Source organism: Vibrio sp. Vb0667 (genome assembly GCF_033391095.1).
In genome coordinates this window covers 1-26967 of record NZ_JAWPOL010000003.1, presented here as the reverse complement: position 1 = coordinate 26967, position 26967 = coordinate 1, and the positions used below count along the sequence as shown (strand labels likewise).

General features: G+C 44.8%; 27 protein-coding genes. 16 read left to right on the top strand and 11 right to left on the bottom strand.

Features of this window, described 5'->3' with window-relative positions; all coding sequences use genetic code 11:
- The first annotated feature begins 56 nt into the window (after positions 1-56).
- The 6 genes from R8269_RS05400 to R8269_RS05375 all read left to right on the top strand — a co-directional run bounded on the left by R8269_RS05400 (position 57) and on the right by R8269_RS05375 (position 6586).
- A complete protein-coding gene (locus R8269_RS05400; RefSeq protein ID WP_171342701.1) occupies positions 57-1058 on the top strand; it encodes a 4-hydroxyproline epimerase in 1002 nt (333 codons plus the stop codon).
- Positions 1059-1079: 21 nt separating this feature from the next.
- Positions 1080-2612, top strand: a complete 1533-nt coding sequence (locus R8269_RS05395) for an aldehyde dehydrogenase (NADP(+)) (protein ID WP_171342760.1) — start codon at positions 1080-1082, stop codon at positions 2610-2612.
- A gap of 152 nt (positions 2613-2764) precedes the next feature.
- Positions 2765-3439: a GntR family transcriptional regulator gene (locus R8269_RS05390; protein ID WP_005377862.1), complete on the top strand. Its 675-nt coding sequence runs from the start codon at positions 2765-2767 to the stop codon at positions 3437-3439.
- A gap of 30 nt (positions 3440-3469) precedes the next feature.
- Entirely contained in the window at positions 3470-4234 is a 765-nt protein-coding gene (locus R8269_RS05385; RefSeq protein ID WP_005377865.1) for a hypothetical protein, read from the top strand.
- A 365-nt stretch (positions 4235-4599) separates the two neighbouring features.
- Positions 4600-6195 carry a S41 family peptidase gene (locus tag R8269_RS05380; protein ID WP_042521927.1) on the top strand — a complete coding sequence of 532 codons (1596 nt, stop codon included), beginning with the start codon at positions 4600-4602 and terminating at the stop codon, positions 6193-6195.
- A gap of 70 nt (positions 6196-6265) precedes the next feature.
- Complete coding sequence (locus R8269_RS05375) at positions 6266-6586, top strand: hypothetical protein (protein ID WP_052484232.1); 321 nt, start codon at positions 6266-6268, stop codon at positions 6584-6586.
- Positions 6587-6657: 71 nt separating this feature from the next.
- Here R8269_RS05375 and rlmF read toward each other — a convergent pair whose 3' ends face one another.
- Both rlmF and R8269_RS05365 read right to left on the bottom strand, forming a co-directional pair.
- Positions 6658-7785, bottom strand: coding sequence for a 23S rRNA (adenine(1618)-N(6))-methyltransferase RlmF (gene rlmF, locus R8269_RS05370; RefSeq protein WP_170893855.1), 1128 nt, complete (start codon positions 7783-7785; stop codon positions 6658-6660).
- Complete coding sequence (locus tag R8269_RS05365; protein WP_005377870.1) at positions 7772-8287, bottom strand: M48 family metallopeptidase; 516 nt, start codon at positions 8285-8287, stop codon at positions 7772-7774. The genes rlmF and R8269_RS05365 overlap by 14 nt, the downstream gene beginning before the upstream one ends.
- 138 nt (positions 8288-8425) lie before the next feature.
- Here R8269_RS05365 and R8269_RS05360 point away from each other — a divergent pair, with 138 nt between their 5' ends.
- A complete protein-coding gene (locus R8269_RS05360) occupies positions 8426-8656 on the top strand; it encodes a glutaredoxin family protein (RefSeq protein WP_005377871.1) in 231 nt (76 codons plus the stop codon).
- 27 nt (positions 8657-8683) lie between these two features.
- Here R8269_RS05360 and R8269_RS05355 read toward each other — a convergent pair whose 3' ends face one another.
- Positions 8684-9553 (bottom strand): LysR family transcriptional regulator, encoded by an 870-nt coding sequence (locus R8269_RS05355; protein ID WP_005389786.1) that lies wholly within the window; start codon positions 9551-9553, stop codon positions 8684-8686.
- A gap of 106 nt (positions 9554-9659) precedes the next feature.
- On the opposite strand from R8269_RS05355, the gene R8269_RS05350 reads away from it, so the two are divergent.
- The 3 genes from R8269_RS05350 (at position 9660) to R8269_RS05340 (ending at position 12231) form a co-directional block, all read left to right on the top strand.
- Positions 9660-10883 (top strand): MFS transporter, encoded by a 1224-nt coding sequence (locus R8269_RS05350; protein WP_005377873.1) that lies wholly within the window; start codon positions 9660-9662, stop codon positions 10881-10883.
- A 90-nt stretch (positions 10884-10973) separates the two neighbouring features.
- Positions 10974-11546 (top strand): DUF1415 domain-containing protein, encoded by a 573-nt coding sequence (locus R8269_RS05345; RefSeq protein WP_005377874.1) that lies wholly within the window; start codon positions 10974-10976, stop codon positions 11544-11546.
- A gap of 109 nt (positions 11547-11655) precedes the next feature.
- Positions 11656-12231, top strand: coding sequence for a nucleoside triphosphate pyrophosphohydrolase family protein (locus R8269_RS05340; RefSeq protein WP_005377875.1), 576 nt, complete (start codon positions 11656-11658; stop codon positions 12229-12231).
- Between the two features lie 69 nt (positions 12232-12300).
- On the opposite strand, the gene btuD is transcribed toward R8269_RS05340, so the two are convergent.
- The 8 genes from btuD to cobT form a co-directional block, all read right to left on the bottom strand.
- Positions 12301-13068, bottom strand: coding sequence for a vitamin B12 ABC transporter ATP-binding protein BtuD (gene btuD / locus R8269_RS05335; RefSeq protein ID WP_017820884.1), 768 nt, complete (start codon positions 13066-13068; stop codon positions 12301-12303).
- On the bottom strand, positions 13055-14050 hold the full coding sequence (btuC, locus tag R8269_RS05330; protein ID WP_318222473.1) for a vitamin B12 ABC transporter permease BtuC: 996 nt from the start codon (positions 14048-14050) through the stop codon (positions 13055-13057). Before btuC ends, btuD begins: the two co-directional genes overlap by 14 nt.
- A gap of 82 nt (positions 14051-14132) precedes the next feature.
- Positions 14133-15161, bottom strand: a complete 1029-nt coding sequence (locus tag R8269_RS05325) for a succinylglutamate desuccinylase (protein ID WP_005377878.1) — start codon at positions 15159-15161, stop codon at positions 14133-14135.
- Between the two features lie 274 nt (positions 15162-15435).
- The gene (locus tag R8269_RS05320) at positions 15436-17232 is read right to left on the bottom strand and encodes a M3 family oligoendopeptidase (protein WP_137281905.1); all 1797 of its coding nucleotides are present in this window, start codon (positions 17230-17232) and stop codon (positions 15436-15438) included.
- Between the two features lie 128 nt (positions 17233-17360).
- Positions 17361-17975 carry an alpha-ribazole phosphatase gene (cobC, locus tag R8269_RS05315; RefSeq protein WP_115385893.1) on the bottom strand — a complete coding sequence of 205 codons (615 nt, stop codon included), beginning with the start codon at positions 17973-17975 and terminating at the stop codon, positions 17361-17363.
- 11 nt (positions 17976-17986) lie between these two features.
- Positions 17987-18520, bottom strand: coding sequence for a bifunctional adenosylcobinamide kinase/adenosylcobinamide-phosphate guanylyltransferase (gene cobU, locus R8269_RS05310; protein WP_137281904.1), 534 nt, complete (start codon positions 18518-18520; stop codon positions 17987-17989).
- The gene (locus R8269_RS05305) at positions 18517-19293 is read right to left on the bottom strand and encodes an adenosylcobinamide-GDP ribazoletransferase (protein ID WP_215810306.1); all 777 of its coding nucleotides are present in this window, start codon (positions 19291-19293) and stop codon (positions 18517-18519) included. The genes cobU and R8269_RS05305 overlap by 4 nt, the downstream gene beginning before the upstream one ends.
- Before the next feature lie 29 nt (positions 19294-19322).
- The gene (gene cobT, locus R8269_RS05300; protein ID WP_149191865.1) at positions 19323-20366 is read right to left on the bottom strand and encodes a nicotinate-nucleotide--dimethylbenzimidazole phosphoribosyltransferase; all 1044 of its coding nucleotides are present in this window, start codon (positions 20364-20366) and stop codon (positions 19323-19325) included.
- Between the two features lie 248 nt (positions 20367-20614).
- Between cobT and R8269_RS05295 the strand changes: the two genes are divergently transcribed.
- The 6 genes from R8269_RS05295 to cdd all read left to right on the top strand — a co-directional run bounded on the left by R8269_RS05295 (position 20615) and on the right by cdd (position 26884).
- On the top strand, positions 20615-21304 hold the full coding sequence (locus R8269_RS05295) for an NAD(P)H-binding protein (RefSeq protein ID WP_053350419.1): 690 nt from the start codon (positions 20615-20617) through the stop codon (positions 21302-21304).
- A 200-nt stretch (positions 21305-21504) separates the two neighbouring features.
- The gene (locus R8269_RS05290; protein WP_005377885.1) at positions 21505-22878 is read left to right on the top strand and encodes an L-cystine transporter; all 1374 of its coding nucleotides are present in this window, start codon (positions 21505-21507) and stop codon (positions 22876-22878) included.
- A 157-nt stretch (positions 22879-23035) separates the two neighbouring features.
- A complete protein-coding gene (gene sbcB / locus R8269_RS05285; protein ID WP_085569561.1) occupies positions 23036-24457 on the top strand; it encodes an exodeoxyribonuclease I in 1422 nt (473 codons plus the stop codon).
- A 55-nt stretch (positions 24458-24512) separates the two neighbouring features.
- Positions 24513-24887 (top strand): CidA/LrgA family protein, encoded by a 375-nt coding sequence (locus tag R8269_RS05280; protein ID WP_005377887.1) that lies wholly within the window; start codon positions 24513-24515, stop codon positions 24885-24887.
- A gap of 1 nt (position 24888) precedes the next feature.
- The gene (locus R8269_RS05275) at positions 24889-25566 is read left to right on the top strand and encodes an LrgB family protein (RefSeq protein ID WP_005377888.1); all 678 of its coding nucleotides are present in this window, start codon (positions 24889-24891) and stop codon (positions 25564-25566) included.
- A gap of 430 nt (positions 25567-25996) precedes the next feature.
- On the top strand, positions 25997-26884 hold the full coding sequence (cdd, locus tag R8269_RS05270; protein WP_005377892.1) for a cytidine deaminase: 888 nt from the start codon (positions 25997-25999) through the stop codon (positions 26882-26884).
- The last annotated feature ends 83 nt before the right edge of the window (positions 26885-26967 follow it).

The following is a 26967-nucleotide window of genomic DNA, read 5'->3' as shown; positions in this document are numbered from 1 at the left end:
ATTACGTTAACATCACTATTGTTTAATTCAACCATTTTTTCAGCAAGGAGCGAAAAATGAGACAAGGAACTTTTTTCTGTATTGATGCCCACACCTGCGGCAACCCAGTTAGGCTGGTAGCAGGCGGTGTGCCTCCACTCGAAGGCAATACCATGAGCGAAAAGCGCCAATACTTTCTTGAGCATTATGATTGGATTCGTCAGGCACTCATGTTTGAGCCTCGCGGACACTCAATGATGTCGGGGTCCGTTGTCTTGCCTCCTTGCAGCGATAACGCAGACGCTTCAATTCTGTTTATTGAAACCAGTGGCTGCTTACCAATGTGTGGCCACGGCACCATTGGAACCGTCACTACCGCTATCGAGAATCGCCTTATCACTCCCAAAAAAGAAGGCCGTTTGATACTTGATGTCCCAGCAGGACAAATCGAAGTGCACTACCAAACAAAAGGTGACAAGGTCACGTCGGTGAAGATATTTAACGTACCAGCTTACCTTGCCCACCAAGACGTAACCGTGGACATAGAGGGCTTAGGTGAGCTCACTGTCGATGTTGCTTATGGCGGAAACTATTACGTAATCGTCGATCCTCAAGAAAACTACGCCGGACTTGAACACTACTCTCCAGATGAAATTTTGATGCTTTCACCAAAAGTTCGCGAAGCGGTATCTCGAGCGGTTGAGTGCGTACATCCAAAAGATCCAACAGTGTGCGGTGTTTCTCACGTGCTATGGACCGGAGAGCCCACTCAAGAAAACGCCACCGCCCGAAATGCTGTGTTTTACGGCGACAAAGCGTTGGATCGTTCGCCATGTGGTACGGGAACAAGTGCACGTATGGCGCAATGGCATGCAAGAGGCAAACTCAATCAAGGGGAAGACTTTGTTCACGAAAGTATCATCGGCAGCCTATTTCAAGGACGTATAGAAGGCATCACCGAAGTGAATGGCAAAGCCGCTATTTTGCCAAGCATTGAAGGATGGGCACAAATATACGGTCACAACACGATATGGGTAGACGATGAAGACCCATATGCGTACGGATTTGAAGTGAAGTAATAAGGATAGTAAGGAAGAATGATGACCCCACAAGAACCAACCACTTTTTACGCAGTCAACGCCTTTACTGGTGAGCCTCTACCTATAGCGTTTCCGGTACATGGAGAGCAAGAAGTTAATCAAGCCTCCTCAGCCGCCCAAAGCGTTGCGCGTGAGTTTCGCCAACTAAGCAATGCAAAGCGAGCGAGCTTACTTTGCTCTATCGCCTCTGAATTGGAAGTGAAGAGTGAAGAAATCGTTGCTCGTGCTCATTTAGAAACTGCCCTTCCCGAAGCACGTTTAAGCGGTGAAATAGGACGTACCGCGAGCCAATTAAGACTATTTGCCGAGGTTGTGAGATCGGGTAATCACCATCAAGCAATTTTCGATACGCCAAACCCAAACCGTCAACCACTGCCAAAACCAGATATTCGCCGTCAACAAATCGCAATTGGCCCTGTCGCCGTGTTTGGTGCGTCTAATTTTCCGCTCGCATTTTCTACGGCAGGTGGTGATACGGCTTCGGCACTGGCAGCTGGCTGTCCTGTGATTGTAAAAGGCCATACCGCCCACCCTGGCACCAGTCAACTTGTTGCTGAGTGTATTGAGGCTGCACTTGAGAAAGAGTGCTTACCGCAAGCCATCTTCACGCTATTGCAAGGTAACAAACGTGCACTTGGCCAAGCACTCGTTACCCATCCAAAAATTAAAGGGGTTGGGTTTACAGGTTCAGTCGGTGGTGGCCGTGCGCTGTTCAATCTAGCCCAGCAAAGACCAGAGCCAATCCCCTTCTATGGCGAACTAGGGGCGATTAATCCAACATTTATTCTCCCTTCAGCCATACGGGCAAACGCATCATTGGCTGAAGAATTTGTGGCTTCTATGACTTTGGGCTGTGGACAATTTTGTACAAAACCAGGCGTTGTATTTGTCTTGAATAGCCCAGAAACGCAAGCCTTTATCGAAATCGCTCAAGGGTTAATTCGACAACAATCAACGGCCACTTTGCTAACGCAAGGAATCCGAGAAACGTATGAATCCGAAGTGGATAAGCGAGCTTCCGAAACAGGCATTAACGTCACTCGTTCTGAACAAGCAGAAGCGACCAATGTCTCACCAGCACTGTTCGTGACGGACAGTAAAAACTGGCGTGAAAACCCGCAATGGGAGGAAGAAATATTTGGTCCTCAATCGTTAATCGTAATCTGTGAAGATTTCGATGACATGTTGAAACTGAGTGATTCACTGACTGGATCGCTCACCGCAACCCTTCACGCTACCGCTGAAGACGAAGAACAAGCCAAGCAACTGCTTCCAAGTTTGGAAGAAATCGCCGGACGCCTTGTATTCAACGGTTGGCCAACTGGCGTCGAGGTTGGTTACGCTATGGTTCATGGTGGACCATATCCGGCTTCAACCAATTCTGCCTCAACATCTGTCGGTGCGGAGGCTATTCATCGTTGGTTGCGTCCGGTCTCTTATCAAGCTTTGCCAGAATCTTTATTGCCGGATTCATTAAAAGCGTCGAACCCACTGGGTATCCAACGCGCCATAGATGGCAGTGTGTCCCAATAAGCCCACCAAATGGCTCAAAAAGGCATCAACTGATGCCTTTTATTTCACTCTACTTCTCAAAACCTTCTTTCCTAGTTGGTTTGTGCCAGAAAAACAATAAACTACTAAAGTAAAATGGATTGGATACAATATTAATTTCACGGGAGACTTCAATGTCACAGAAACCTGTTTTTAAAACGCGCACTCAGCTCGTTGAGGAAGCAATTCGAACTCAGATCTTGAAGGGCGAGTTAAAAACTGGTCAACCTTTACGTCAAGATGCGTTAGCAAAAGAGTTTAATGTTAGCCGAATTCCTGTGCGTGAAGCGTTAGTTCAATTGGAAGCACAAGGACTCGTTAGCTTTGAACCTCACAAAGGTGCGACGGTCACTGAGCTATCTCCAGAGAAAATCAATGAGCTATTTGAACTGCGCGCTGTCGTGGAATGCCACATTTTAGAGCGCGCGATTCAAAATATGACAGACGCTGATCTTGAACGCGCGCGCGAAGTTCGCGAACGTTTCGAGTCAGTAGTGAACAGTGGCGACGAAGTAGAAGAATGGAGCAACTACAACTACGAGTTCCACAAAGCCCTATATGCGCCAGCCAACATGCCTGAAACTATGGACGTCATTTACAACCTGAACACAAAGTGTGACCGATACATACGCATGCAGCTATTGTTTACTACAGGCATTAAAAAGGCAGAAGAAGAGCACTTAAGCTTGTTTGAAATGTGCCAAAATCGCGATATCGAAGGCGCCAAGTACCTACTGAAAAAGCACATTCTAGAAGCAGGCACAGCGATTCGAAACCTGCTGCTTGAAAGGCAAAATATCAGCCAGTAAACGGAATAACGAATAAGGTGATATTCAAGGATGAATGTTGGACCAAAGTTTTTACTTGCAGCGCTACGACAAAAGATTAAAGAAGAAGGGCTTTGCTACAATTCCTTGTCAGAGAAAAGTGGCATCCCTTTATCTAGTATTAAACGCCACCTACATAATCCAGCTTTAGGTTTGGATAAAGTACTTATTTATCTGAACTACCTGAATACCGATCTCATCGAACTCGCAACCTTAGCCAACGAGCTTCAGCACCAAAACGAGCAAATGCTAACAGATGAAGAGAGCGCCCTTTTCGTTGAGCATCCTTATTTACTTGATTTTATTTATATGCTGACTTCTCGTGATATTAAACCGCAAGAGATAGCCCAAACTTACGGACTTTCTGATACAAGCTTACGATTCTATTTGCGTATCGCGGAAATTCTAGGATATGTCGAAAACTTCGGAGACGGCTTGTTTTACCGTTCTGGTCGTCGATTTATTATGGAAGAAGGTACGGCATTAGACACCTTATTCAAAGAGCGATTTCAACAAGATTCGCTTTCTCATGATATCAACCCAGGCGTATGTATAGGTCGCATTAGGCTCACCGAAGAGCAGAAAGTGCAAATAGAGGACGAGCTTTGTAATAAATTAGCGAAACTTAACGCAGTTAACACTTCCAACAATGAAGGTGAACTAACAAATATATTAATGCGCTGCACTCCCGGTGCTCAGATATTTTTCGCTGATGATTTACCTAACATTGACGGAAGCTTATTAAAGCACGTCGCTCAACTCACTAAATTAAGTTAAAGCATCAGATAAATAAATCAAACACCCCCGAGATAACATCATATATCCCTACCAAACTATTGATTCAAAGCGTTTCCTGAATCTAATTCTGATTTTTTATTTAGCAAGCGTCGCTTAGTCAACTGAGAACTTGTCTTAATTTCACACTTATTAATTGTCTTGTTAGCTCTTTTGAAATAGACAGAAAACTTAAGTAATGACTAATTTAGCTTAAGTATAAAAGACAACTTTTTTACGTTATTTACCTCACACTATTTAACTATAAATTTGCAGACGAACAAATTAAATTAATACATTCACCTAGCTAATAAAAACAAAAGCAAAACACATAATTATAATTCTATTATTTATAAGGACATAGAAAAGTGAAATTTAAGTATTCTTTAGCAACGGCAGTCACTCTCGCATTATTACAAGGCTGTGGCGGTGGTGGCGGTGATAGCTCATCACCTACTCCGTCCACTAGCAGTGCAAACGGTCCAACGTGGAAAGTTCATGATTTTAGCCAACCGTCGAAAACGTTTATCAACCAATGTGAAACGCCCCGCGTCGGACTGGACCCATATGACAACTATGCCGCCTATCCAGATAAATTGGGCTCTGCATTACACGAAAAACTCTTTTTAAGAGCTTTTACTAACGAAACGTATCTATGGTATGACGAGGTTCCTGATAATAATCCAGCAAACTACAAAACTGTTACTGATTACTTCAATACGCTGGTCACCTCTGCTACTACCGCGACGGGTAAACCAAAAGATCGCTTCCATTTTACCGTCCCTTATGAGGATGATATGAAATCATCGCAATCCGGTTTAGTTGCTGGATTTGGTTTTAACTGGGCATTCCTACGTGGCGTACAACCTCGAGACGTTCGTATTTCCTACACTGAAGAAGCCTCGCCAGCTGATAGAAGCGGCATTGCTCGTGGTGATAAGCTTCTGAAAATCAATAATATTGATGTGGTTAACACCGGTAGTCAGTCCGACATTGATTTTATTAATAAAACGCTCTTTAACCCTGACATCAATCAAGATTACACCTTCACATTTGAGAGTGTTGGCGGTCTAGAGAAAACCGTGACGCTTACCGCCTCTGATGTCATGACCTCTCCAGTTAAAAATGCCAAAGTGATTACACAAAATGGTATGCGGATCGGCTATCTGCAATACAACTCCTTTGAACCAAGCGCTCAAGCCCCGCTTATTGAGGCGTTCAGTACGCTCTCAGCAGAGAATGTTGACGAGATCGTCGTTGATTTACGTTACAACGGCGGTGGCTTAGTCCTTCAGTCCTCGCAAGTAGGCTACATGCTAAGCGGTGCTGGTCAGAACCGAGTCTTCAGTGAGTTGATTCATAATGACAAAGTGATGCGTACCATTAAAGATGGGGATAACATCTATCGCTTTACGAATCTAGCAATAGACTGGGCAGCACAGAAATATTCGGATCAAGTGCTTCCGACACTGAACAAAAAGCGCGTATATGTGCTGACTTCAGGAGGCACGGCTTCCTCAAGTGAACTGCTAATCAACGCTTTGCGCGGCATTGATGTGGAGGTTATCCAAATAGGTTCAACAACCACAGGTAAACCGTACGGGTTCTCACCAGAACAAAACTGCGGCACTATGTACTACACTATTCAGTTCAAGTCGGCGAACGAGAAAAAATTTGGCGACTTCGCTGATGGTTTTATTCCTACTCCAAAGAGCCAAATCAATACCGAGCTAGGCTTAGACAATAGAGTGGAAGGTTGCTGGGTCAATGACGACCTAACAAAACCATTAGGCGATCCATCTGAAGGTATGCTTTCTGCGGCACTAAACTACATGGAAACTGGAACCTGTCCGCCAGTATCCCCTTCAAGTTTCAACGCCATGCCGCGTAACATTTCATCTCCGGAGTTAAGCGATCTTCGCTCTCCGCTACGAACAGAGGCAATTCATGTTGAGATCAACTAACTTTTTACGAATGCTGATTCGGGTTGCGCTTTTCTTAGGCACTTCGATTTCTTTGATAGGATGCCAAGCTATGTCACAAGAACCCGTTGAAGCATTGAGTAAAAAGAACTCTCCGGAAACAGTCATAGAGATTCAAAACGCGATCGCAGAAATCCAAGGGACACCAGCACCTAGAATCGCAAATAACGTATTTGAATCCTCACCGCATTTGTTGATTGAAAAAGGACGAGTAAAAGGGAACAACAATCAACTGTTGGATGGCAGCTATGCGGATCTTCCAGACCAATATACGTTGCAGATAAGAGGTGAAACCTGTGGCTTGTACTATGCCAAAACAGATACTTTTGTCTCTCTCAGTTCACTAGATTGTGAGCCCATCATTAAGTTTTAGATCTCCCAAAATAGAAGCCCGCTGATATCAGCGGGCTTCCTACTTTATTGTTCAGTGTGAAACGGTCAACGTTACTTGAGTTCAATCCATGCTCTGCGCTGTTGCTTATCCATGTATGACCAAGCTACAAAGCGGCTCACTTTCTGCCCTTGACTCATTTCAACCACACGAACGGCTTTCACACCCAATTTTTCAAGCTGCTTACGCATCGGGCGAACGTTGTCTTTTTTGGATATAAGTGTTGTAAACCACAAGACCTGCGCGGCAAAAGCTTGGCTTTCATTCGCCATTTTTCGGATAAACGCCGCTTCTCCGCCTTCACACCACAATTCAGCGTTTTGACCGCCAAAATTCAACGCAGGTTTACTTGTCTTTACTTGTGCGGTTTGAGGTTTTAGCCCTTTCTTGCGCTGGTTTGCTTTTAGATTATCGATTTTACGCTGGCTGCCCATAGCGGCATCTTCCGCCGAACGGTGGAATGGCGGATTACATGTCGTCACATCATAACGATCATTCGGTTGAATGATACCTCGATAAATATTGGCATCATTGTATTGCTGTACCAGTGCAATTTTTCCCGTCAAAACACGATTGTGCTCTACGATCGTTTGAGCCGATTGGATGGATTTTGGATCGACATCGCTGCCCGTATAGTGCCAACCGTATTTTGTTACACCAACAATCGGATAAATACAGTTTGCTCCCACGCCAATGTCCAACGCTTTCACTTTTTGGTGCGCGTACTGACCTTTTACTTCACCATCAAGTAGTTCTGCCACTCGGTGAATGTAATCAGCGCGGCCCGGAATCGGTGGGCAAAGGTAGGTGTCGGGAATGTCCCAGAACTCGATACCATAATACGCAGCAAGCAATGCTTTATTGAGCATTTTAACAGCATTAGGATCAGAGAAGTTTATGGAGTCTTCCCCTTTCGGATTTTTGATAACGAATGGCTTTAACTGTGGTTCACTTTCCACGAGTTTTTTAAAATCGTAACGACCTCGATGAACATTACGCTCATGCAAACCATTCTTCGCTATTTTTATGAACTCGACTTCGCTCTTTCCTGCAGGCTGCGAGGATTTGCGCGCAACTTTGTCTTTAACACGCTTCGGCTTGGCTTTATTCGCGTCTGTATTCTGAGCCGCCTTTGAAGCCTTTGGCTTTGCTTGCTTCGCGTTGTGATTATTGTTCTTCATTCAAATTCGCTTTTAAATCGAGGTAAATCATAAACAAACGAGCATCAAATTCGAGTTGGTGATACTCAGGCTCCATATAGCAACATAACTGATAGAACGCCTTGTCGTGGTTTTTCTCACGAGTATGTGCCAACTCATGTACCACCAGCATTCTTAATAGTGGCTCGGGCGCATCTTTAAATACATTGGCAATGCGAATCTCGTTTTTCGACTTAAGCTTACCACCATGGTTTCTACTGATTACACTGTGCAAACCAAGCGCATTGTTTACCGCGTGAATTTTCTTATCGTAGACAACTTTACTGATTGGCGCGGCTTTCTTCATGTAGCGATTTTTGATTGCCATGGCGTACTCATAGAGCGCCCTTTCGCTTTTGATTTGGTGCCTATCGGGATAACGCTTTTCGAACCAAGGAACAAACTTGCCACTCGCTATCAATGAGCTCACCTGCTCTACGATGTTTTGTGGGTAGCCTTGAATGTATCGAAGTGACGGATGCATAGAGTTAACGTCTGTTATGACAAAATAAAGGCGCTCAATATACCTGAGATAAAGGACAGTTTCACCTTAGCTTTCGCCTTTCATTTATGGTGAAAGGCCGTTAAACTTCGCCTCCCAATGATAATGGAGAGAAACTCAATGAAACGTGTCGTCCTTTACGTCAAAGACAAATGCCCTCACTGCAAAGATGCTCAACGTTATCTGGATTCGAAAAATATTAACTATCGTTTGTGCAATGCTAAGATGCAACGCGGTCGCAAAGAACTTGATGCGCTTGGTGCTCGTTCAGTGCCAGTTTTAAAAATTGGTGATCGGGTAATGATTGGCTGGAACCCAAAGAACTTCGAGAAGATGTACAAAGGCGACTAGTGCTCGGACGATGAATCTGCGCTGCGTTTAAACGTAGCGCTTGATAAAGTCGATAAACGTTCGATCTGCTATTGATAAATACCCCTGCTTGCGCCAAGCAAGTGCCAGATCCAGCGTAACTGGTGGTTCAAACGGTAAGCCAACAACGCCCGACTCATGTTGAGTCACCAATTCCAGTAACGCGGTAATCGCAAACTCTTGTTTTACAATACTCAAAATCAAAGGCAGTAAGTTGGTCTCGAATGATGACTTCATGGTAAACCCATGCTCCTCACTCACCTGATCCAAAAATTCGCGGTGAAAATAGCCATGCTGAAACATAACCAAATCGTGTTCAAAGAACTCATCAAAAGTAAGAGCGTGTCGCTGGGCTAACTCATGCTCAGGTGAAACAACTGCGACCATTTGGCTAGTAAACAAATGGTCAGTTTCTAGATCATCAGGCACATTATCACAACTGATCACACCAATATCGAGTTGACCATTGAGCAGCATACGACGAATCGATTGAGTTCCAGCTTCGACCAAGGTCAATTTTAACTCAGGGAATTGGCTTTTAAACGCCATCACAATTCGTGGAAAGAAATAACTGCCCATCATTGATGGCGTCCCTAGTCTTACTTCGCCTTTCGCTAAACCTTTCAACTCATCAATCGCGAGCTGCGCGTCGTGCAACTGTTGAATCACCCGCTTAGCATGTACAAATAACGTTTCGCCCTCTTTCGTTAAGCTGATTTTTTTATCATCACGGCGAAATAGGGTAACGCCCAAAGACTGCTCAAACTTTTTGATAGAAATGCTTAATGCGGGCTGGGCAATATGCAGGGCTTTCGCCGCATGGGTAATGTTTCCGTGTTCAGCGACCGCCAGAAAATGTTTAAGTTGTTTCGATTCCATTAGATCAAAAATATATGGTGTCCATATTTTTAATATATTTTTTTAATTTATAACGAACTGATAGATTGATCACAGTCTCTCCATTTGCTCACATTAGGCAGGATTCATGGTCAGTTTTGGCACACCGGAATACAAACGCATTACGCTCTCGCTAGCGCTTGGTTCCTTCTTGGTTTTTTCAAATTTATACCTACTACAGCCAATGCTGCCCACTTTTGCCCAAATTTTTACGATCTCAGAAACGCAAGTGAACTGGTTATTTGCGGCCTCAACACTCGCTCTCTCTTTTAGCCTCGTTCCAATGGCTGTGTTATCAGAATCAGTGGGACGAAAACCAGTCATGATGGCCGGTCTGTTTTCGATTCCTACCCTTTCCGCTTTGATGCTGTTTGGTGACTCATTCCTGTTTTTGGTGGTATGTCGAGCACTGATCGGTGTCGCGCTCGCCGCTTTTGCTGCGGTCGCCGTGGCTTACATGGCAGAAGAGCTCGACAAGCACGCTTTCTCGATGGCAATTGGAACGTACATTGCGGCTAACTCATTAGGCGGTATTGCAGGACGTATTAGCGGCGGCTTATTGGCGGACAATTTCAATGTTGATGTCGCCATTGAAGTTATGATGGTGTTCACTCTTCTTGGTGTCATTGGCGTTCACTATTTATTGCCAACACAGCGCAACTTCACCCCGTCATCAAGCAGCTTGCGCCATCAAAATCGTGCGCTTATTGGTCATTTTAAAAACCAACGCGTATGGTTCGCGATGCTGATAGGAGGACTCAACTTTGCTTTGTTCGTCAACCTTTACTCCGTAATGGGGTTCCGTCTGGTGAGTGAACCTCACAATGTGCCCGTCGGGTTGGCCTCACTGATCTTTATTTGTTACTTGGGAGGAACTTTCTCCTCTCGTTGCGCAGGCCACTGGAGTAAACGTTATTCATCAATCCTCGGCATGTTCTTGGGCGCGATAGTGAGCATGACGGGGATGTGGATTGCGGCGGTTGAAAGCTTGACTGCAATGCTATTTGGGTTGTTGCTGATAAGTTTTGGTGCCTTCTTTACTCATACCCTCGCCTACGGTTGGGTCGGTCAGAATGCCACTCGTGCCAAAGCCACCGCGACAGCGCTCTACTTAGTACACTACTATGTAGGCGGTAGTTTGGGAGGATTCTTACTTCTTTATTGTTGGCAACATGGTGGTTGGTCGAGTGTTCTTATGGGGGGAAGCGCCGTCTACCTAGCGATGTTTGCTGCGATTGCTTATTTGAAACACATTGCCGAAAGAAAGCACACTGACCAAACACCTGACGCTGCGAGTTTAAAGAGTAGCTAAGGTACGCTCACTTGCGTAATACCTCTCTGGTTACTTGGATAACCAACTCTGCTATGCTTGCGCTACTTTAATAAAAAACCAGAAAGTCGTATGTCAACGCGTTCAACACAAAACACAGATATCGAAGCGATCACTCAACAGGTCGATCAATGGCTCAACGATGTAGTAATCGGTCTCAACCTTTGTCCGTTTGCTGCCAAGCCGCAACGTAATAAACAAATCAAAATCTTTGTTAGTGAAGCGACTCAAGAAGAAACGCTTCTTGAAGATATTTTATTGCAACTGATTGAGCTGAGTAACACAGAGCCCGAACAACTTGAGACCACGTTGGTTGTGGTTCCCAACATGCTACAAGATTTCTGGGACTACAACTTTTGCATAGATTGGGTTGAAGGATTAATTAAGCAGCAAAACTGGGAAGGTATTTTCCAAGTAGCGACTTTCCATCCTGATTACTGTTTTGGCGGCGCAAAGCCTGAAGACGACGAAAACCTGACCAATCGTTCTCCTTACCCGATCTTCCATTTGATTCGCGAAGAGAGTATGGAAAAGGTACTAAAACACTATCCTGATCCTGAATCCATTCCCGATACAAACATCGCTCGTGTTTCCTCCCTCTCAGAGGAAGAACGTAAAAAGCTGTTCCCTTACCTATTTCGTTAAGCACCACCATTCCCAAAGGCAGATTTATCACCAGTTAGATGCAATGCCCTTGGGGTTCAAAGTGCGGTTTGGTATCATTGCCGCTTCAATCGATTCAATGGAAATTAGAATGCAACTGTCAAAGCTAACCCAAGAGATTTTTGATCACTTATACCGTGATATCACCGAGTTCCGTAGTACGTTCGACTTACCAGTCGCAGACGCTGCAAGCCTTGATACGCAAGCAGACACACTACACACCTCTTTGGCGATCGAAGAGCTAACAGAGCTAGCAGAAGCAGATTGTAAAACTGAGCAAGCAGATGCCATCGTAGACAGCGTGTATGTATTAATGGGCCGTCTCGTTCATCTTGGCCACAGCAAAGTAGAAGACAACCTAGCGATCAGCTACTTAATTGATCTTCTATTAAACGTTGCAGTAAACCGTGGTATTGAATTTATTCCTTGCTGGGATGAAGTGCACTCAAGCAACATGAGCAAAGTATGCCGTAACGAGCAAGAGTACTCAGAAACAGAAGCATTCTACGCAGAACAAGGCATCAAGTTGATGGCGGTGCAGAAAGGTGAATACATCATCGCGAAATGCGCCGAAGATTTCGTATCGGAAGGTAAAACCATTCGTAAAGGCAAAGTACTCAAATCTGTTTACTACCGCCCAGCAGATCTAAAACCGCTAACTCAGTAAGCGTTGAGTTTGGCTTTCTCGATTAAAAAAACGACCTCAAGTAGGTCGTTTTTTTATTGTCCCTAAATACTAATCAAAGATTAAATAAGGTTGCTCATCTACGATGACCTTTTTGACTTGAGTATTGAACACTTCCCCGAGAGCTTCTTCCGTTAGCACAGTATCGGCACTTCCTGATGAGTGCAGCACACCGTTGTTAAGCAGCAATACTTTATCTGCGTGCTTTAATGTGCGATTGAGATCGTGATTAGCAACCAATACTCCAATTCCCTGCGCCGCCATAGCGTTAATCAATTGATAGAGCAGACCCTCTTGCGCAATATCTAACGGTGCTGCTGGCTCATCCAAAATTAAAAACTGCGAAAAAGGATTAATGGTACGCCACACCTGCAAACATACACCTGCTAATCGGACACGCTGCCACTCACCACCGGATAATGTTTGAATACTGCGATGAAGCTTATCTTGCAGTTGTACCAGCTCCACCACCATATTGACGGCATCACGCACTTTGATATCCGCAATCTCAGCACCACTTGGCAGAGATAAAGCGAGATACTGAAACACATCAACATTAAACGCTGGGCGCGATTGCTGACACAAATAACCTCGAACATGAGCTTGCTCTGACAACGGTAAAGTAAGCAAGTTTTTGTTGCCAACGTACACTTCACCACTCATACCGTCTCGGTGACTTAACGTACCAGAAATCGCAGCCAATAAAGTACTCTTACCGGAACCATTAGGCCCAACGATATGTACGATTTCGCCAGCTTTGCATTCAAAAGAAAGAGGCAATAATCGACTACCAACCGACATATGTTTAACGTGCATCATGACTCTTCACCAGCATCCAGATGAAAATAGGTGCGCCAATCGATGTTGTCATGACACCTAAAGGTAACTCTGCGGAGTCCAATAACAGTCTTGCGCCGATGTCAGCAAATACAAGCAACGCAGCACCAGATATTGCAGAAAGTGGCAATAAATAACGGTTTTCCGTACCAAAAGCCAAACGCAACAAGTGCGGCACCACCAAACCAACAAAACTGATGATGCCACCCAAAGCGACTGAACTACCCACCAAAACAGAAATGGCGAGGATCAATTTCCAACGCATTTGATGCACATCGACACCCAATTGGGTCGCATGAATCTCACCCAGCATCAATTTATCAAGCGACTTGCCTTTACAACATAACCAGATAAGCACCGGTAACATCACCAAAGTAACGGTATGTTGATACCAACTTGCACCGCCAATACTGCCCATTAACCAATACATCAGTTGGCGTAAACTGAGATCATCACTAAAGTAAAATGTCCACGTCACAATCGCGCTCGATAAAATACCCAATGCGACCCCAACCAAAAGCAATCGAGCCGTCGTCAGGTGCATTGCCCTTGCTATCGCCACCAAAACAAACGTGAATACCATCGAGCCAGCAATCGCTGCCAACATAAAAACAATCGGGGTAGGAAGAACAGGTGACGCGAACATGATTAAGACCATTGCTAAGCTTGCGCCACCAGAGATACCAAGCACGCCAGGTTCAGCCAACACGTTCCCAAGCAACACTTGTAACGTCGCGCCAGATACCGCTAACGCAGCACCAATAATTGCCGCAGACACTAACCTCGGTAAACGCAAGTCCACCAATAACTTCTGTTCAAATGCAGATAAGGATTGAAAAGGAGAAAGAAAAATTTCTCCGACCATCAAGTGAATGGCAGAGAGTACAGCGAGCACGATCGACATAACCATCAGGTTACGTTGCCAGCGTCGCTCCTTGTTCAGGATAAGTTGTTGAAAATCCATAGCAGCCGATACAAACAAACGAGGCTTAACCTTACAGTTAAGCCTCGGTAAATTGCAATTAACTTCTCAAAGCAATGTTGGATTAATCGTAAACCAACTCACCCTCTTCAAAACGGGTTTTCACTTCACAAACCATCAGAGCTGCGCGTTGACCTATTGCGACGTGGCGATTCGGGAAGACAATCGCTTCGTTTTCATTCTTCGCCATTAATGGTTTGTCGCCATCATGACCAAACACTTCGCCGTGAACAAATGAGGTGAAGTTTTCAACATTGTCGTCGAACATAAAGTCAAAGTCTTCGTTCAAACGAACGATTGTGCGACTTACGCGATACTTAATGCATGGTTTTGGTAGGTGTTCTGGCTTCGTTTCCGCAATCAAATTACGTAAAGACAAATCAAACGCGGTCAGTTTATCGAGGTCATTTTCACCAATACGAGCCACGCGTCCAAGCTCCATCGTGAGAGCCTGCGCACCAAAGTTCTCGGCACTGTACCAGCTAAACGTACTCGATGGTGAGTTTGACAGGAGCACTGCTTCAATGTGTGCACTGTCCAAGAAATCGATCAATGCCTTGCTGCGCACAGGATGACGAGTCTTAGGACTTACTGCAAACGTATAGTGCTTCGAGCCTCTAATCGCGCAGTGTAAATCAAGGTGCCAGCGTGTTGTCGGGTCGGTATCCTGATAAAAATCTCGAACAAGCAGCTTAAGCGTATCGGCGATAACAAGCTCTTTTGTCTGTTTGTGTTCTTTTTCGTCAAACAGACGGTTGAGGTTTTCTTCGAGGAATCGCGTGTGCGCCAGAGTGGATTCTGGGTGAGCGATAATGAACAGACAACGGGTATCGACCGTCTGGAACCCAGATTCTATGTCTTGAATAATGGAATCCACCAGCTCCATCGGTGCGGTTTCATCTCCGTGAACCCCACAAGAGATGATGATGTTCTTCGTATCCTGAGTATAATTCGCAGGGATTACTTCTAATACACCACGCTGATAGAGTTTAAGTTTTACACCGTTAGAAAGCACCTGCTCCGCTGGTGCAACATCAATATGAACATCTAACGTGTCAGTTAAAAACGATTGGCGAAAGAGAGACTTCGTCATGCGTTACTCCTTAATAGCACGGCGGATATGTTAATAAATTGTACAAAGGATTTTTGTTGCTGCGATCTCACTTATGAGTAGAAATCACTATTTCCCTCGAAAATCCGATGCCTTTTCGCGCCAGGCACTCAAATCAAGCATTGAGGCGTTTAATTTTCAAACAATTACAAAGTGTTAGGGCTGTGAACTTTACCACAGCCCTGATTAAGATCATTATGATTTGATCAAATTTTTGTAGCTATAAAGCAGATTATGCATCAACACTGCGAAAAACTTAGCCGCGCTGTGCGAGCAAACGCTCAAACTCATCGACTTTTTCACGCACTAGCTCAACACTCTGCTGCCAAAACGTTGGCTGGGTTAAATCCATCGACAGGTGCTTTTCGACGACATCTTCCGCCATCATGCAGCCTGTATCGCGCAGCAAATTGATGTAATCGGTGTAAAACGCTTCGCCTTTGGTTTCTCGCTGTGCATAGATACCCTTGCTAAACAAGAAACCAAATAGGTATGGGTAGTTATAAAAGCTCACGCTATCAATAGAAAAGTGCAGCTTGCTTGCCCAGAAGTACGGATCCGGTTCGCTCATTACGTCGCCATACCATTCTTTCCAAGTTTCTGACATCAACTCACAGAATTCATCTGCGGTTAACTCTCCATCCTGGCGGCGTTCATAAAACGATTTTTCAAACTCGTAGCGAACCGGAATGTTGATCATTAAAGCTAGCGCAGATGACAACTCTTCCCACAACATCTCGAGCTTTTCATCAACGCTCTCAGCTTTCGAAATCAAATGATCACGAACGATGTTTTCTGCAAAGATAGAGGCGGTTTCTGCTAACGTCATTGGGTAGTAAGTTTGGCAAAGTGGCAAATCACGAATAACCCAGTTATGGAACGCATGGCCAAGTTCATGTGCCAGAGTCATAAGGTCTGAACGGCTGCCACTCCAAGTCATAAACACAAGTGGTGTTCGCGTTGCTGGCAGTTTGGTGCAGTATGCGCCAAGACGCTTGTTAGCATTTGGCGCGGCATCAATCCAACCATTTTGTACCATCAAACGGACAAATTCCGACATCTCAGAGTTTACTGTTTCAAATGCTTCACAAATAACCTCAATCGCTTCATCAAAGTCGTAGACCTTCGCTTCACCGCTCAAGGCGGGCATAGCTGCCAGATGATTCCAAGGTTTCATCTCATCCAGACCATGTACTTGCGCCATCAATAAACCCGCTTTCTGACCAATAGCTCGACTGTCTTTGGCTACGGTCATCATCGCATTTAAAGTTTCAGCTTGGATTCGGCTACCATGCAAACTCGGCTCTAGGAAGTGAACTTCACGCTTCGTAGAACGCTTTTTGTTTTCAGTTAAGCGCCATCCTGCTAATGCATTCAAAATCGCAGCGAATGATTCTTGGTGCGTTTGCATTGCATCTTGTACGCCTCGCCACGCGGCTTCTTGACGCTCGAATTCAGAACCATAAAGAATGCTTGCCGCTTGAGAAAACCCAAGCTCTTCACTATTACCATCTGTGTACTCAAGCTTCACTTTCAATGAGCCAGTCAGGTTATCGTATAGGTTACCCCAAGCCGATTTGCCATCCACACTCATCGCAGCCAGTAACTGTTCTTCTGCGTTGCTAAGACGAGTATCCGCCAACTTTCTAGAATTCAAGATAGAAAAAGCTTGCCCACTGATATCAGGATTCTCATGGTCTAACACGCGCAAGATAAACTCTTCGTCGGCATACGTTAGTGTCAAATCAAAGGGACTGAACGCTTGGGAAAGCTCCGAAAAGATGCGGGTCATTTTACCAAGTAACGATTTCGCTTCGGCGTTTGTTGCATCAACAGAAGCATAACAACTCGCAAAATTTGCAACTGTACCCGCTAAACGACTCGCGGCTTCATTGGTTAAAATCGCATTTTGCATGATCTCTACGTTGCCACAATCTGCTGATTGTTTATTCAAAAGATCAATACATTGTTCCACAAGAGCAATATCGTCTTGAATTCGTGGGTCAGAAAGGTCGTTATAAACGATGGACAAATCCCAACTCGGCGTTGTCATTTCTATATTTCCTTTTTATGTAACTGAGTCAATTTTCGCTTCCTGCACCTAGCAGATGGGCTTCCACTGACATCTTCCGTGACTATGCCCGTAAGCAATATCGTTCTGGGCATTTTAATATTTATAAATTAACGAGTTAAAAGAGGTACGCCAATCGAACGCACCGAGGCGTAAATTTGCTCATCTATGGTAATTGTTACATGCGTGACAGAAGCGTTTCCTATCGACAACGTCGAATACCACTTTGGGTTACGCCAATCTAACTCCAATACATGAGCAAGAATCATACGAATGACGCCACCATGCGTGACGATAAGGAGATTGTCATTGATATCGTTGATGATTTGAGACCAAACGCGACATATGCGCTCAGAAAATGTGCTTAAGCTCTCAGCATTCGGCAACGTATGTTGTGCTGGCGATTGCCAAAAAGCATCTAGCTTTTTCCACTGCTCAGTGAGCAGATCAAAAGGCATACCATCAAAATCACCAAATGCCATCTCTTGTAAAGATTCATCCGTCATTACTGGTAATAATTGCTGTTCAGCAATGATGTTTGCCAGTTCTTGACAGCGTGAAAGTGGAGAAGAAATTATTCCACCCACACCTCGTCCACTCTCAGCCCAAGCCCGAGCAATACTCTCTTGATCAGCAGGCGTAACTTTTACATCTGTTTGGCCATGGAGTCCTGGTGGAGCGTCTACTTTTCCATGACGCACAAGATAGATATTGAGTGTTTTCATTTTGTTCCATCCTACTCTTTAAGAACCAACGGCAAACCAGCAGCAACCAAGGTAACGCGATGGCAAACACTGGCTAGTTTTTGATTCATCCGTCCTGCATTATCCACAAAATAACGACTAACCGCCCCCAAAGGTACAATGCCCATTCCAACCTCGTTAGAGACGAATATTAACGTCGCATCTGAGCCACGCACCACCTGTATAAGCTTTTCAATTTCTGCTTCTAGCTTCTCATTGGAACATTCATCACCTAACTCAAATATCCAATTGTTGAGCCACAAGGTTAAACAATCGACCAATACAACATCGGTGGTAGAGAAATTTGTCAGTAACTCAGATAAATGAAGGGGGCATTCATGCTCTTGCCACTCGCCCCCGCGTTGCTTTTGATGATGCGCTATTCGCTCTCGCATTTCTTGGTCAAATGGCAGCGCGGTTGCAACATAGTGTAATGATCGATGAGAAGCGATCGATAATTGCTTAGCTGTTTTTTCTGCCAAATGCGACTTCCCAGAGCGCGCGCCACCGAGTATCAATTGCTTCATGAGGAGTGATACAACCCAATCATAGTGAGATAAATAAGCAGTTCCGACAACTGTTGCGCTGCGCCAAGGCAATCCCCCGTAAAGCCGCAAATTCTCTTGGTTAACCAACGTTTGAACATCAAACGAAATACCACGAGAACAAGCGATATCAAGATCGCATCCGCGATACCAAGCACAAGCAATGTTACGCCACCAGTAAACAACAAAATGGAGACTTCTAGAGAAGACTGGCGACTTGCTAGCGGTTTACTTTTCGACGTATCACTGTCACTAACATAAGGCATGTCATAAATAAGCGTCGCAGCTAGTGCTCGGCTTACGGTGTAAGCGACGACAATGACCAACCAAAAGTGCGGCAAGTTAGCCAGTTCACTCCAAAAAACATACTTAGCCAATAACGCCATAATGAGAGTGGCGGCACCATAAGTGCCAATACGACTGTCTTTCATAATAGAGAGGCGTCGCTCTACGGTCATGCCACCGCCAATGCCATCCGCCATATCGGTCAAGCCGTCTTCGTGAAAAGCCCCAGTTAACAATAAGCTAAACACCATCGTTAATACTATGGCAACCGACTCTGGGAAAAAAATTGAGGTGAGCGAGAATACCAAAGCGCAAAGTGCTCCAAGCACGAGACCAACTAACGCGAAGTAACGGCCTGCCTGATTCATGCGTTCTTCACTGTAAGGCAACGCTTGGGGCACGGGTAAGCGGCTAAAAAAACTGGTAGCTAATAGAAATAACTCCCACTGGTATCTTAACGATGACGGCATGACTTTCTCAGAATTATCAGGGACTGACACTAAACTGTAACTCCTGCACTCTCAAAGCTCGCCATTTTGTTGTAAAACTGGGCAGCAGCTTTTAACAAGGGTAAGGCAAGAGCGGCTCCTGTTCCCTCCCCTAGCCGTAAACCAAGGTCGAGCAGAGGTTCTGCTTTAAGATGTTCCAATACAAATTTATGTCCATTTTCTTCAGAGCGATGGGCAAACAACATGTATTCACGCGTTTCTTCGTCTAACAACGTCGCAATATAAGCCGCTACCGATACGATAAAACCATCCACTAAAACTGGAGTTTTAAGCCGCTTGGCTTCTAAAAAAGCGCCCACCATTTGTACGATTTCAAAGCCCCCAACCTGTGCGAGAATCGCTTTGGTATCAAGACCTCGACATCGGTTTACCCCCTGTGCTACCAGTTTATATTTGCGGCTCAACTGCTGTTGATTGATTCCGGTGCCAACGCCAACACAATAATCAATATCTAATGCGCTCAGCGCCGATAACAGTGCTGAGGCCGAACTGGTATTACCGATGCCCATCTCGCCGAACATCAAGAGGTTTGAACCATGCAAAATGGTATGCTCAGCAATCTTCGCACCATATTCTAAACCTAACGCCACTTGTTCTGGGGACATCGCTGATTGTTTAGAAAAATTAGCCGTACCGTTACCCAACCGTTGTTCAACCAAGTTGGGATGGGATTTAAATTCTGGAACCAGCACATCGATAGGAGCCAACATGCCGCAATCTATTACTTTGAGTTGAATGCCATTAATGTCGCAAAAACAGTTGATGGCTGCGCCGCCAGCGAGAAAGTTAGCCACCATTTGCTGAGTGACTTCGCTTGGCGCAATGCTCACGCCCTCCTCTGCAACGCCGTGATCTCCAGCAAATACCAGCATGCTTGGTTTGCAGATAGCGATGGAATCAACTGGCTGAGGTTTATCCTGGCTTTGAATAAGAGCTAACTGCAGTGCCACCTTTTCCAATAAGCCTAAAGAACCGACGGGTTTGGTTTTGTTATCTATGCGTGCTTGTATCTCCGCAGCAAAAGAGTCATCCATTTTTTACGTTCCTTTGATGTTGCCTGGGTGAGAGGTGTTCTGTTGTTCAAGAGGTCTTGTTCAGCGACAGTTTTTGCGCGCCCACTATTGTATACACTTGCATCCAATTGGGGCAGCGCTAATCAAGTTTATCTCAGGATAGTCTGCCGAGTTCGCAGAGCGTCTCACCTTTCTTGCACGAGATTATAAGTAACTCGTTGAAATCCGCTACAATAGCTTAGACTATGTTCCCATATAGGAGAAAAGATATGGATAACAACACCTGCGCAATCATCGCCGGTGCAACTGGCTTAGTAGGCTCAAAAGTCATTGCAAACCTCATAAATCAATCAGGTGTTGGAACATTATATTATCTTTCTCGCCGCCCACTCGATGGCGTCCTGGATGTGGACAATAAGCTTATTCCTCTCATTGATGCAGACCTTTCTATCCACCAATGGGATGAGAACCAACCAACACCAACCATCGGCTTTATCTGTTTAGGCACGACCCTTAAGCAAGCTGGTAGTAAGGATAATTTGCGTAGAGTAGATGTTGATCTGGTGTGTAAAGTCGCCCAACAGATGAAAACAATCGGAGTCAAACGCCTTGCGGTTGTTTCTAGCCTCGGTGCAAATAGTAAATCGCCATCCCATTACTTAGCTTGTAAAGGACAAATGGAACAACGAATCGAAGCTATGGATTTTGAGGAAATCGTATTTGTTCGCCCAGGCCCGCTTGTTGGTCAACGTCAAAACCCAAGAATGGACGAGAAGTTAGTACAAACTCTGTTTAAGGTAATTCGCCCACTTATGCTTGGCAAATTGTCCAACTTTTTACCTATTCGAGCAGAAGATGTCGCTAAAGCGATGATTTATCAACTTTTCAGTTATCAAGAAGACTCGGTGGTTTACTTACAAAGGAAAGAAATGCGTGACTTACTACATCACTACGAATAACCATTTTGTACAATTAACGTGCTAATTCACACTCTCACGCGACTTAGATCTCGTTTTTATATTCATTTTAGATCTAGCTAATACCCGTTTGTCATTTTTAAAGTTATATCACGAGCGTTATCTTACGCTCCATAAATAAATCCGTATAAAACCCCGTATAAAAAACAACCGCCACTTAGGTTGGTTGATAAGGTCAAATTATGAATTTTGCAGTGATAGCCTCTCTAGCCGTCTTTGTTGGCATATTGTTCTTTCTATTTAATCAACAACAAAAGAAACACACTCTTTCACGTCTCGTTTTGATCGGTCTTGTTACCGGTTCTCTTTTTGGTCTTGCTTTGCAACTCATTCACGGTGAAGGCAACAGCGCTATTGCTCAAACACTTGAATGGGTAGGCATTGTAGGCAGTGGCTACGTTGGTCTACTGAAAATGGTCATCATGCCACTAGTATTGGTATCGATGATCTCTGCAGTTGTTAAATTGGAGAAAGGTGGATCATTAGGTAAAATTTCTGGCCTGACCATCTCTGTTCTTCTAGTAACGACTGCAATTGCTGCACTTATCGGTATCTTGGTGACAACGACATTTGGCCTTTCAGCAGAAGGTTTAACTGAAGGCGCGCGTGAAACCGCTCGTATCGCCGTTTTAGAAAGCCGTGCTGGTACAGTAAGTGACCTAACTATTCCTCAAATGCTAGTTAGCTTCATTCCAACCAACCCATTTGCTGATCTAACAGGTGCTCGCTCGACATCAATTATCGCTGTTGTGATTTTCGGCGTGTTAACTGGTATCGCCGCTCGTAAAGTGATGATGGAAAAAGCAGAGTTGGAATCACCTATTCGTACTTTCGTAGAAGCAGCTCAGTCAATCGTTATGCGATTAGTGAAGATGATCATGGCGCTAACGCCATACGGCATCGCAGCACTGATGGCAAAAGTGGTAGCGACATCAAGCGCAGGCGACATCTTAAACCTACTTGGCTTCATTGTGGCGTCTTATGTTGCTATCGCACTGATGTTTGTTGTTCACGGTGTATTAGTCTCTTTTGTCGGCGTTAGCCCTGCGGAATACTTTAAGAAAATCTGGCCTGTACTGACCTTCGCGTTTACATCTCGTAGCTCAGCAGCAACGATCCCACTAAACGTAGAAGCGCAAATCACCAAGCTTAACGTTCCACCAGCGATTGCAAACCTATCAGCATCGTTTGGTGCCACTATCGGCCAAAACGGCTGTGCGGGTATCTATCCTGCAATGCTTGCAGTGATGGTAGCTCCGACAATGGGTATCAACCCTCTGGATCTTCACTTTATCCTGTCATTGATTGCGATTATCACCATCAGCTCATTTGGTATTGCAGGTGTCGGCGGCGGTGCGACGTTTGCAGCCTTGATTGTTCTTCCTGCAATGGGCTTACCTGTGACCATCGCGGCGCTGCTTATCTCTATTGAACCATTGATTGACATGGCACGTACCGCACTAAACGTTTCAGGTTCAATGACTGCGGGTACAATTGCTAGCCGAGTGCTGAAGTCACCAGAAAGTGAAGCAACATTGGAAGAAACACGAGCATAGAACTCAAATTCCTTCCAAAGCGATAAAACGTAAAATATCAAGCCGATGGTTCGCCATCGGCTTTTTTCATTTTCAAAAATTCAACTTGCATCTTTCGTTGCTAGTCAAGGCGTTGAATGGTCTAATACTGTCATCGGTTTTGTAAACGGTAAGCAGAATGCACCAAGATAATCAGCCCACTTTTTTCTTCTTTGATTATGAGACATGGGGAACCAACCCCGCGAAAGATCGCCCAAGCCAGTTTGCTGGTGTTCGTACAGATGAAAACTTTAATATCATCGGCGAGCCTTTAGTCATGTACTGCCAGCCACCTGCTGATTATCTTCCGTCTCCTGAAGCTGCACTTATTACTGGTATTACTCCGCAAAAAACGGTTCAAGAAGGCCTTTCTGAGCCAGAGTTTATCGCTAAGATTCACGCTGAACTCGCGAAACCAAATACTACCAGTTTAGGCTACAACAGCATTCGCTTTGATGACGAAGTGACCCGTTATACTTGTTATCGCAACTTTATCGATCCATACGCATGGAGTTGGCAAAACGGTAACTCACGTTGGGATTTACTCGATGTACTACGCGCGTGCCATGCCCTTCGCCCAGAAGGCGTAGAATGGCCAGAAAACGAAGATGGCTTCACTAGCTTTAAATTAGAACACTTGTCTGTGGCTAACGGCATAGAGCATAGTAACGCGCACGATGCCATGGCAGATGTGGTTGCGACTATCGAAATGGCAAAGAAAGTAAAAGCAGCGCAACCAAAATTGTTTGATTACTTTTTTTCTATGCGCCAAAAGCGCAAGCTCAATGATTTAGTCGACATCGTCAACATGACACCGTTGATGCACGTTTCAGGCATGCTAGGGCGCGAATGCCAGTACACTAGCTGGATTGTGCCTGTTGCTTGGCATCCAACCAATAATAACGCCGTTATCACCATCGATTTAGCGAAAGACCCTCAACCTATTCTTGAGCTATCCGCAGAAGAGCTGCACGAAAGACTCTACACTAAGCGCGAAGATCTTGGTGAATTGCTACCAGTGCCAGTTAAACTAGTTCATTTGAACAAATGCCCTATTCTCGCCCCTGCAAAAACGTTAACGGCTGAAAATGCGGAGTCTATTGGCATTGATCGCCAGCAATGTCTCGCCAATCTCGCTTTGTTGCGCCAACATCCTGAAATTAGAGAAAAGCTGATTAGCCTCTTTTCAGTCGAGCGCAAATTCGATAAAAGTGATGACGTCGATACACAACTTTACGACGGGTTCTTTTCTCCAGCCGATCGCGCAGCTATGGATATCATTCGCGAAACCGATCCGAATAATCTTGCTGCATTAGACATTGAATTTGATGACAAGCGTATTAAACCTCTATTGTTCCGCTATCGTGCGCGTAACTTCCCAGGCACATTAGACGAGCAAGAACAAAGACGCTGGGCACTACACTGTCGAGAAGTGTTTGAAAGCCAAATTGAAGAGTACATGCTGAATTTAGAAAACTTAGTTCACGAACATGAAAGTGACGAAAAGAAGATTGCGATATTAAAATCCGTGTACCGTTATGTAGAGAGCTTAGCTTCCTAACTCCTCCTAATACAAGCGCACCTTATGGTGTGCTTGTTGTTTATATACTGTCAAAATGATTAAAGAACGATTCTTACAACTGATCCAACTGCTCATTTCAATCTTCCTCATCATGGGAGCACTTGGCATCGGAATTACCATTCAAAAGTTCACTGGCGTTTCCGTTCCAGGAAGTGTCATCGGTATGCTCGTACTGTTTTTCTCCATGACTCTTGGGCTTGTAAAAGTCGACTGGGTCAAACCGGGCGCCACGCTATTTATCCGCTATATGATCTTATTGTTCGTTCCTATCAGCGTGGGATTAATGCAGCATTTCGACCTACTACTCGCCAATGCTCTCCCTATCATCGCTAGCGCGGTTGGCGGCTCACTCATTGTACTGGTCAGCCTCGCTTGGCTGCTGGATTACTTGCTACAGGAGAAACACTGATATGTGGTTAGTTGTTACCATTGCGGTTTTTCTTGTCGCGCGCCAAATCGCAATCAAAGTGAATAATCCTCTAGCAAATCCTTTGCTGATCAGTATTGCAGTGCTCATTCCTTTGCTTACTTACTTAAATGTACCGTTTGAAACGTATTATGCGGATAACGAAGGGATCAGTTTTTTACTTCAACCAGCCGTAGTTGCTCTAGCTTACCCGCTATATGAACAACTACCACAGATTAAAGCAAACTGGCGAATCATCACTTTTGCTTGCACAGTAGGCAGTGTGATGTCGATGATGACAACCACCTTGATCGCAGTCGCTTTCAAAGCAGATATCAGTTTAATCGCAAGTCTAGTGGGTAAATCCGTCACTACGCCAATAGCAATGGAAATTTCGAGTCACCTCGGTGGTGAAGCCGCCGTTGCGGCGATCTTGGTTCTGATTGTTGGTTTATTGGGCGCGATTTTGGCATACCCAATTTACAACTTAATTGGAATTAAACACCCGATTGCACGTGGTCTGACAATGGGTACAGTCTCTCATGCCTTAGGCACCGCTACTTGTGCAGAGAAACAGCCCATAGATGCCGCGTTCTCATCACTCGCATTGGTTTTATGTGGGATCATAACTTCTATTTTGGCTCCAAGCTTTTTTGCTTTGGCTGTCTGGCTATATCAATAGTTAAGCGCTCTCGGTCTGCCCTCCTTCCGGCAGACCGTAGCCTTTCCGCTTCTTCCTTACCCTTTTCAAAACCCTATCTTATCTAGCAACCTCACCCAGTAATATCGTGAAGGGACTTGATCGAGATATACATTCATAGCATTAGCATTCTAGCTGCTACCACTCGCTCTAGATTACGTAGGTATAAAGTAGCATAGCGGTAAAAGTCGCGTTGGTAACATACTCCTGCTCCTTGGTCATATGAATATATACTGATATGGTTAATTGTGAGACGGAGATAACGCTTCACACCTGTGCAATCGAATACATGTGTGAGCTCACTCTAATTATGTAACAGAATTATCAATTGCATTATTTATCGTGATCTAACGCACGGAACATTTCTATCTTTCACATAGAATAACTGTCCATGCAATAACAAGGATTCAACATGAAAAGTCGCATTGAACAGGCGCTAGCAGGCGCTCCAGAAGCACTTTCCAAACAACTTGCTCCTATCATCCAAGCTGATGATTTTGATGCTACGCTTTCAGTTCAACAATTTGAGCAGTTGCTTTCAGCTACCGGTCTATCAGACAAAGAGCTTCGTGTTGCGCTACTTCCTTTTGCCGCAGCGTACTCCTATGCTCCCCTTTCTGACTTTTATGTCGGCGCTATCGTTCGTGGTCTTTCAGGTCGCCTTTACTTCGGTGCCAACATGGAATTCTTTGGTGTACAGTTGGGTCAAACGGTTCACGCAGAGCAGTCTGCGATTAGCCATGCTTGGATGAAAGGCGAACGTGGTGTTAAGGATATCACTATCAACTTCAGCCCATGTGGTCACTGCCGCCAGTTCATGAATGAGTTATCTACCGCAAACGAGCTTAAAATCCAGCTCCCAGAACGCGAAGAAAAGTCACTTCATGAATACCTGCCTGAAGCCTTTGGACCAAACGATCTCGGTATCGAGTCCGGCTTAATGGCAGAAGTTAAACACCAATTCTCATGTGATGATGAAGACGCACTCATCCAAAGTGCAGTTGAAGCGATGAACATGAGCCACTCTCCATACACCAACAACTTGAGTGGTTTAGCATTAGAGATGACTAGCGGCCGTGTATTCCAAGGCGCTTATGCAGAAAATGCAGCGTTCAATCCTAGCTTGCCGCCATTACAAGTTGCGCTAATCCAAGTTTTACTTGCGGGTGAAACCTTTGACAGCATCAAAGCCGCTGCATTGGTAGAGAACTCAGAAGGTAAGATCAGTCATTTAGCCGATACGCAATCAACGTTAGAAGCGTTGAATCCAGATATTCCGCTTAGTTTTGTCAACGTATAAACGACAATGACCCGTCCTGATATGGGTTGACACTTTTTAACTAAAACGCTCGATGTACTTCATCGGGCGTTTTGTATTTTAAA

What these genes read in the sequence shown, in the direction of transcription:
- cdd (WP_005377892.1), top strand. Translation starts at nt 25,997, where the DNA reads ATGAAAAGTCGCATTGAACAGGCGCTAGCAGGCGCTCCAGAAGCACTT.
- R8269_RS05375 (WP_052484232.1), top strand. Translation starts at nt 6,266, where the DNA reads ATGTCACAAGAACCCGTTGAAGCATTGAGTAAAAAGAACTCTCCGGAA.
- btuD (WP_017820884.1), bottom strand. Translation starts at nt 13,068, where the DNA reads ATGATGCACGTTAAACATATGTCGGTTGGTAGTCGATTATTGCCTCTT.
- btuC (WP_318222473.1), bottom strand. Translation starts at nt 14,050, where the DNA reads ATGGATTTTCAACAACTTATCCTGAACAAGGAGCGACGCTGGCAACGT.
- R8269_RS05320 (WP_137281905.1), bottom strand. Translation starts at nt 17,232, where the DNA reads ATGACAACGCCGAGTTGGGATTTGTCCATCGTTTATAACGACCTTTCT.
- R8269_RS05395 (WP_171342760.1), top strand. Translation starts at nt 1,080, where the DNA reads ATGACCCCACAAGAACCAACCACTTTTTACGCAGTCAACGCCTTTACT.
- cobC (WP_115385893.1), bottom strand. Translation starts at nt 17,975, where the DNA reads ATGAAAACACTCAATATCTATCTTGTGCGTCATGGAAAAGTAGACGCT.
- R8269_RS05295 (WP_053350419.1), top strand. Translation starts at nt 20,615, where the DNA reads ATGGATAACAACACCTGCGCAATCATCGCCGGTGCAACTGGCTTAGTA.
- R8269_RS05340 (WP_005377875.1), top strand. Translation starts at nt 11,656, where the DNA reads ATGCAACTGTCAAAGCTAACCCAAGAGATTTTTGATCACTTATACCGT.
- R8269_RS05365 (WP_005377870.1), bottom strand. Translation starts at nt 8,287, where the DNA reads ATGCATCCGTCACTTCGATACATTCAAGGCTACCCACAAAACATCGTA.
- R8269_RS05400 (WP_171342701.1), top strand. Translation starts at nt 57, where the DNA reads ATGAGACAAGGAACTTTTTTCTGTATTGATGCCCACACCTGCGGCAAC.
- R8269_RS05325 (WP_005377878.1), bottom strand. Translation starts at nt 15,161, where the DNA reads ATGACGAAGTCTCTCTTTCGCCAATCGTTTTTAACTGACACGTTAGAT.
- R8269_RS05305 (WP_215810306.1), bottom strand. Translation starts at nt 19,293, where the DNA reads ATGCCGTCATCGTTAAGATACCAGTGGGAGTTATTTCTATTAGCTACC.
- R8269_RS05275 (WP_005377888.1), top strand. Translation starts at nt 24,889, where the DNA reads ATGTGGTTAGTTGTTACCATTGCGGTTTTTCTTGTCGCGCGCCAAATC.
- R8269_RS05350 (WP_005377873.1), top strand. Translation starts at nt 9,660, where the DNA reads ATGGTCAGTTTTGGCACACCGGAATACAAACGCATTACGCTCTCGCTA.
- R8269_RS05280 (WP_005377887.1), top strand. Translation starts at nt 24,513, where the DNA reads ATGATTAAAGAACGATTCTTACAACTGATCCAACTGCTCATTTCAATC.
- R8269_RS05390 (WP_005377862.1), top strand. Translation starts at nt 2,765, where the DNA reads ATGTCACAGAAACCTGTTTTTAAAACGCGCACTCAGCTCGTTGAGGAA.
- rlmF (WP_170893855.1), bottom strand. Translation starts at nt 7,785, where the DNA reads ATGAAGAACAATAATCACAACGCGAAGCAAGCAAAGCCAAAGGCTTCA.
- R8269_RS05345 (WP_005377874.1), top strand. Translation starts at nt 10,974, where the DNA reads ATGTCAACGCGTTCAACACAAAACACAGATATCGAAGCGATCACTCAA.
- R8269_RS05290 (WP_005377885.1), top strand. Translation starts at nt 21,505, where the DNA reads ATGAATTTTGCAGTGATAGCCTCTCTAGCCGTCTTTGTTGGCATATTG.
- R8269_RS05360 (WP_005377871.1), top strand. Translation starts at nt 8,426, where the DNA reads ATGAAACGTGTCGTCCTTTACGTCAAAGACAAATGCCCTCACTGCAAA.
- R8269_RS05385 (WP_005377865.1), top strand. Translation starts at nt 3,470, where the DNA reads ATGAATGTTGGACCAAAGTTTTTACTTGCAGCGCTACGACAAAAGATT.
- cobU (WP_137281904.1), bottom strand. Translation starts at nt 18,520, where the DNA reads ATGAAGCAATTGATACTCGGTGGCGCGCGCTCTGGGAAGTCGCATTTG.
- sbcB (WP_085569561.1), top strand. Translation starts at nt 23,036, where the DNA reads ATGCACCAAGATAATCAGCCCACTTTTTTCTTCTTTGATTATGAGACA.
- cobT (WP_149191865.1), bottom strand. Translation starts at nt 20,366, where the DNA reads ATGGATGACTCTTTTGCTGCGGAGATACAAGCACGCATAGATAACAAA.
- R8269_RS05355 (WP_005389786.1), bottom strand. Translation starts at nt 9,553, where the DNA reads ATGGAATCGAAACAACTTAAACATTTTCTGGCGGTCGCTGAACACGGA.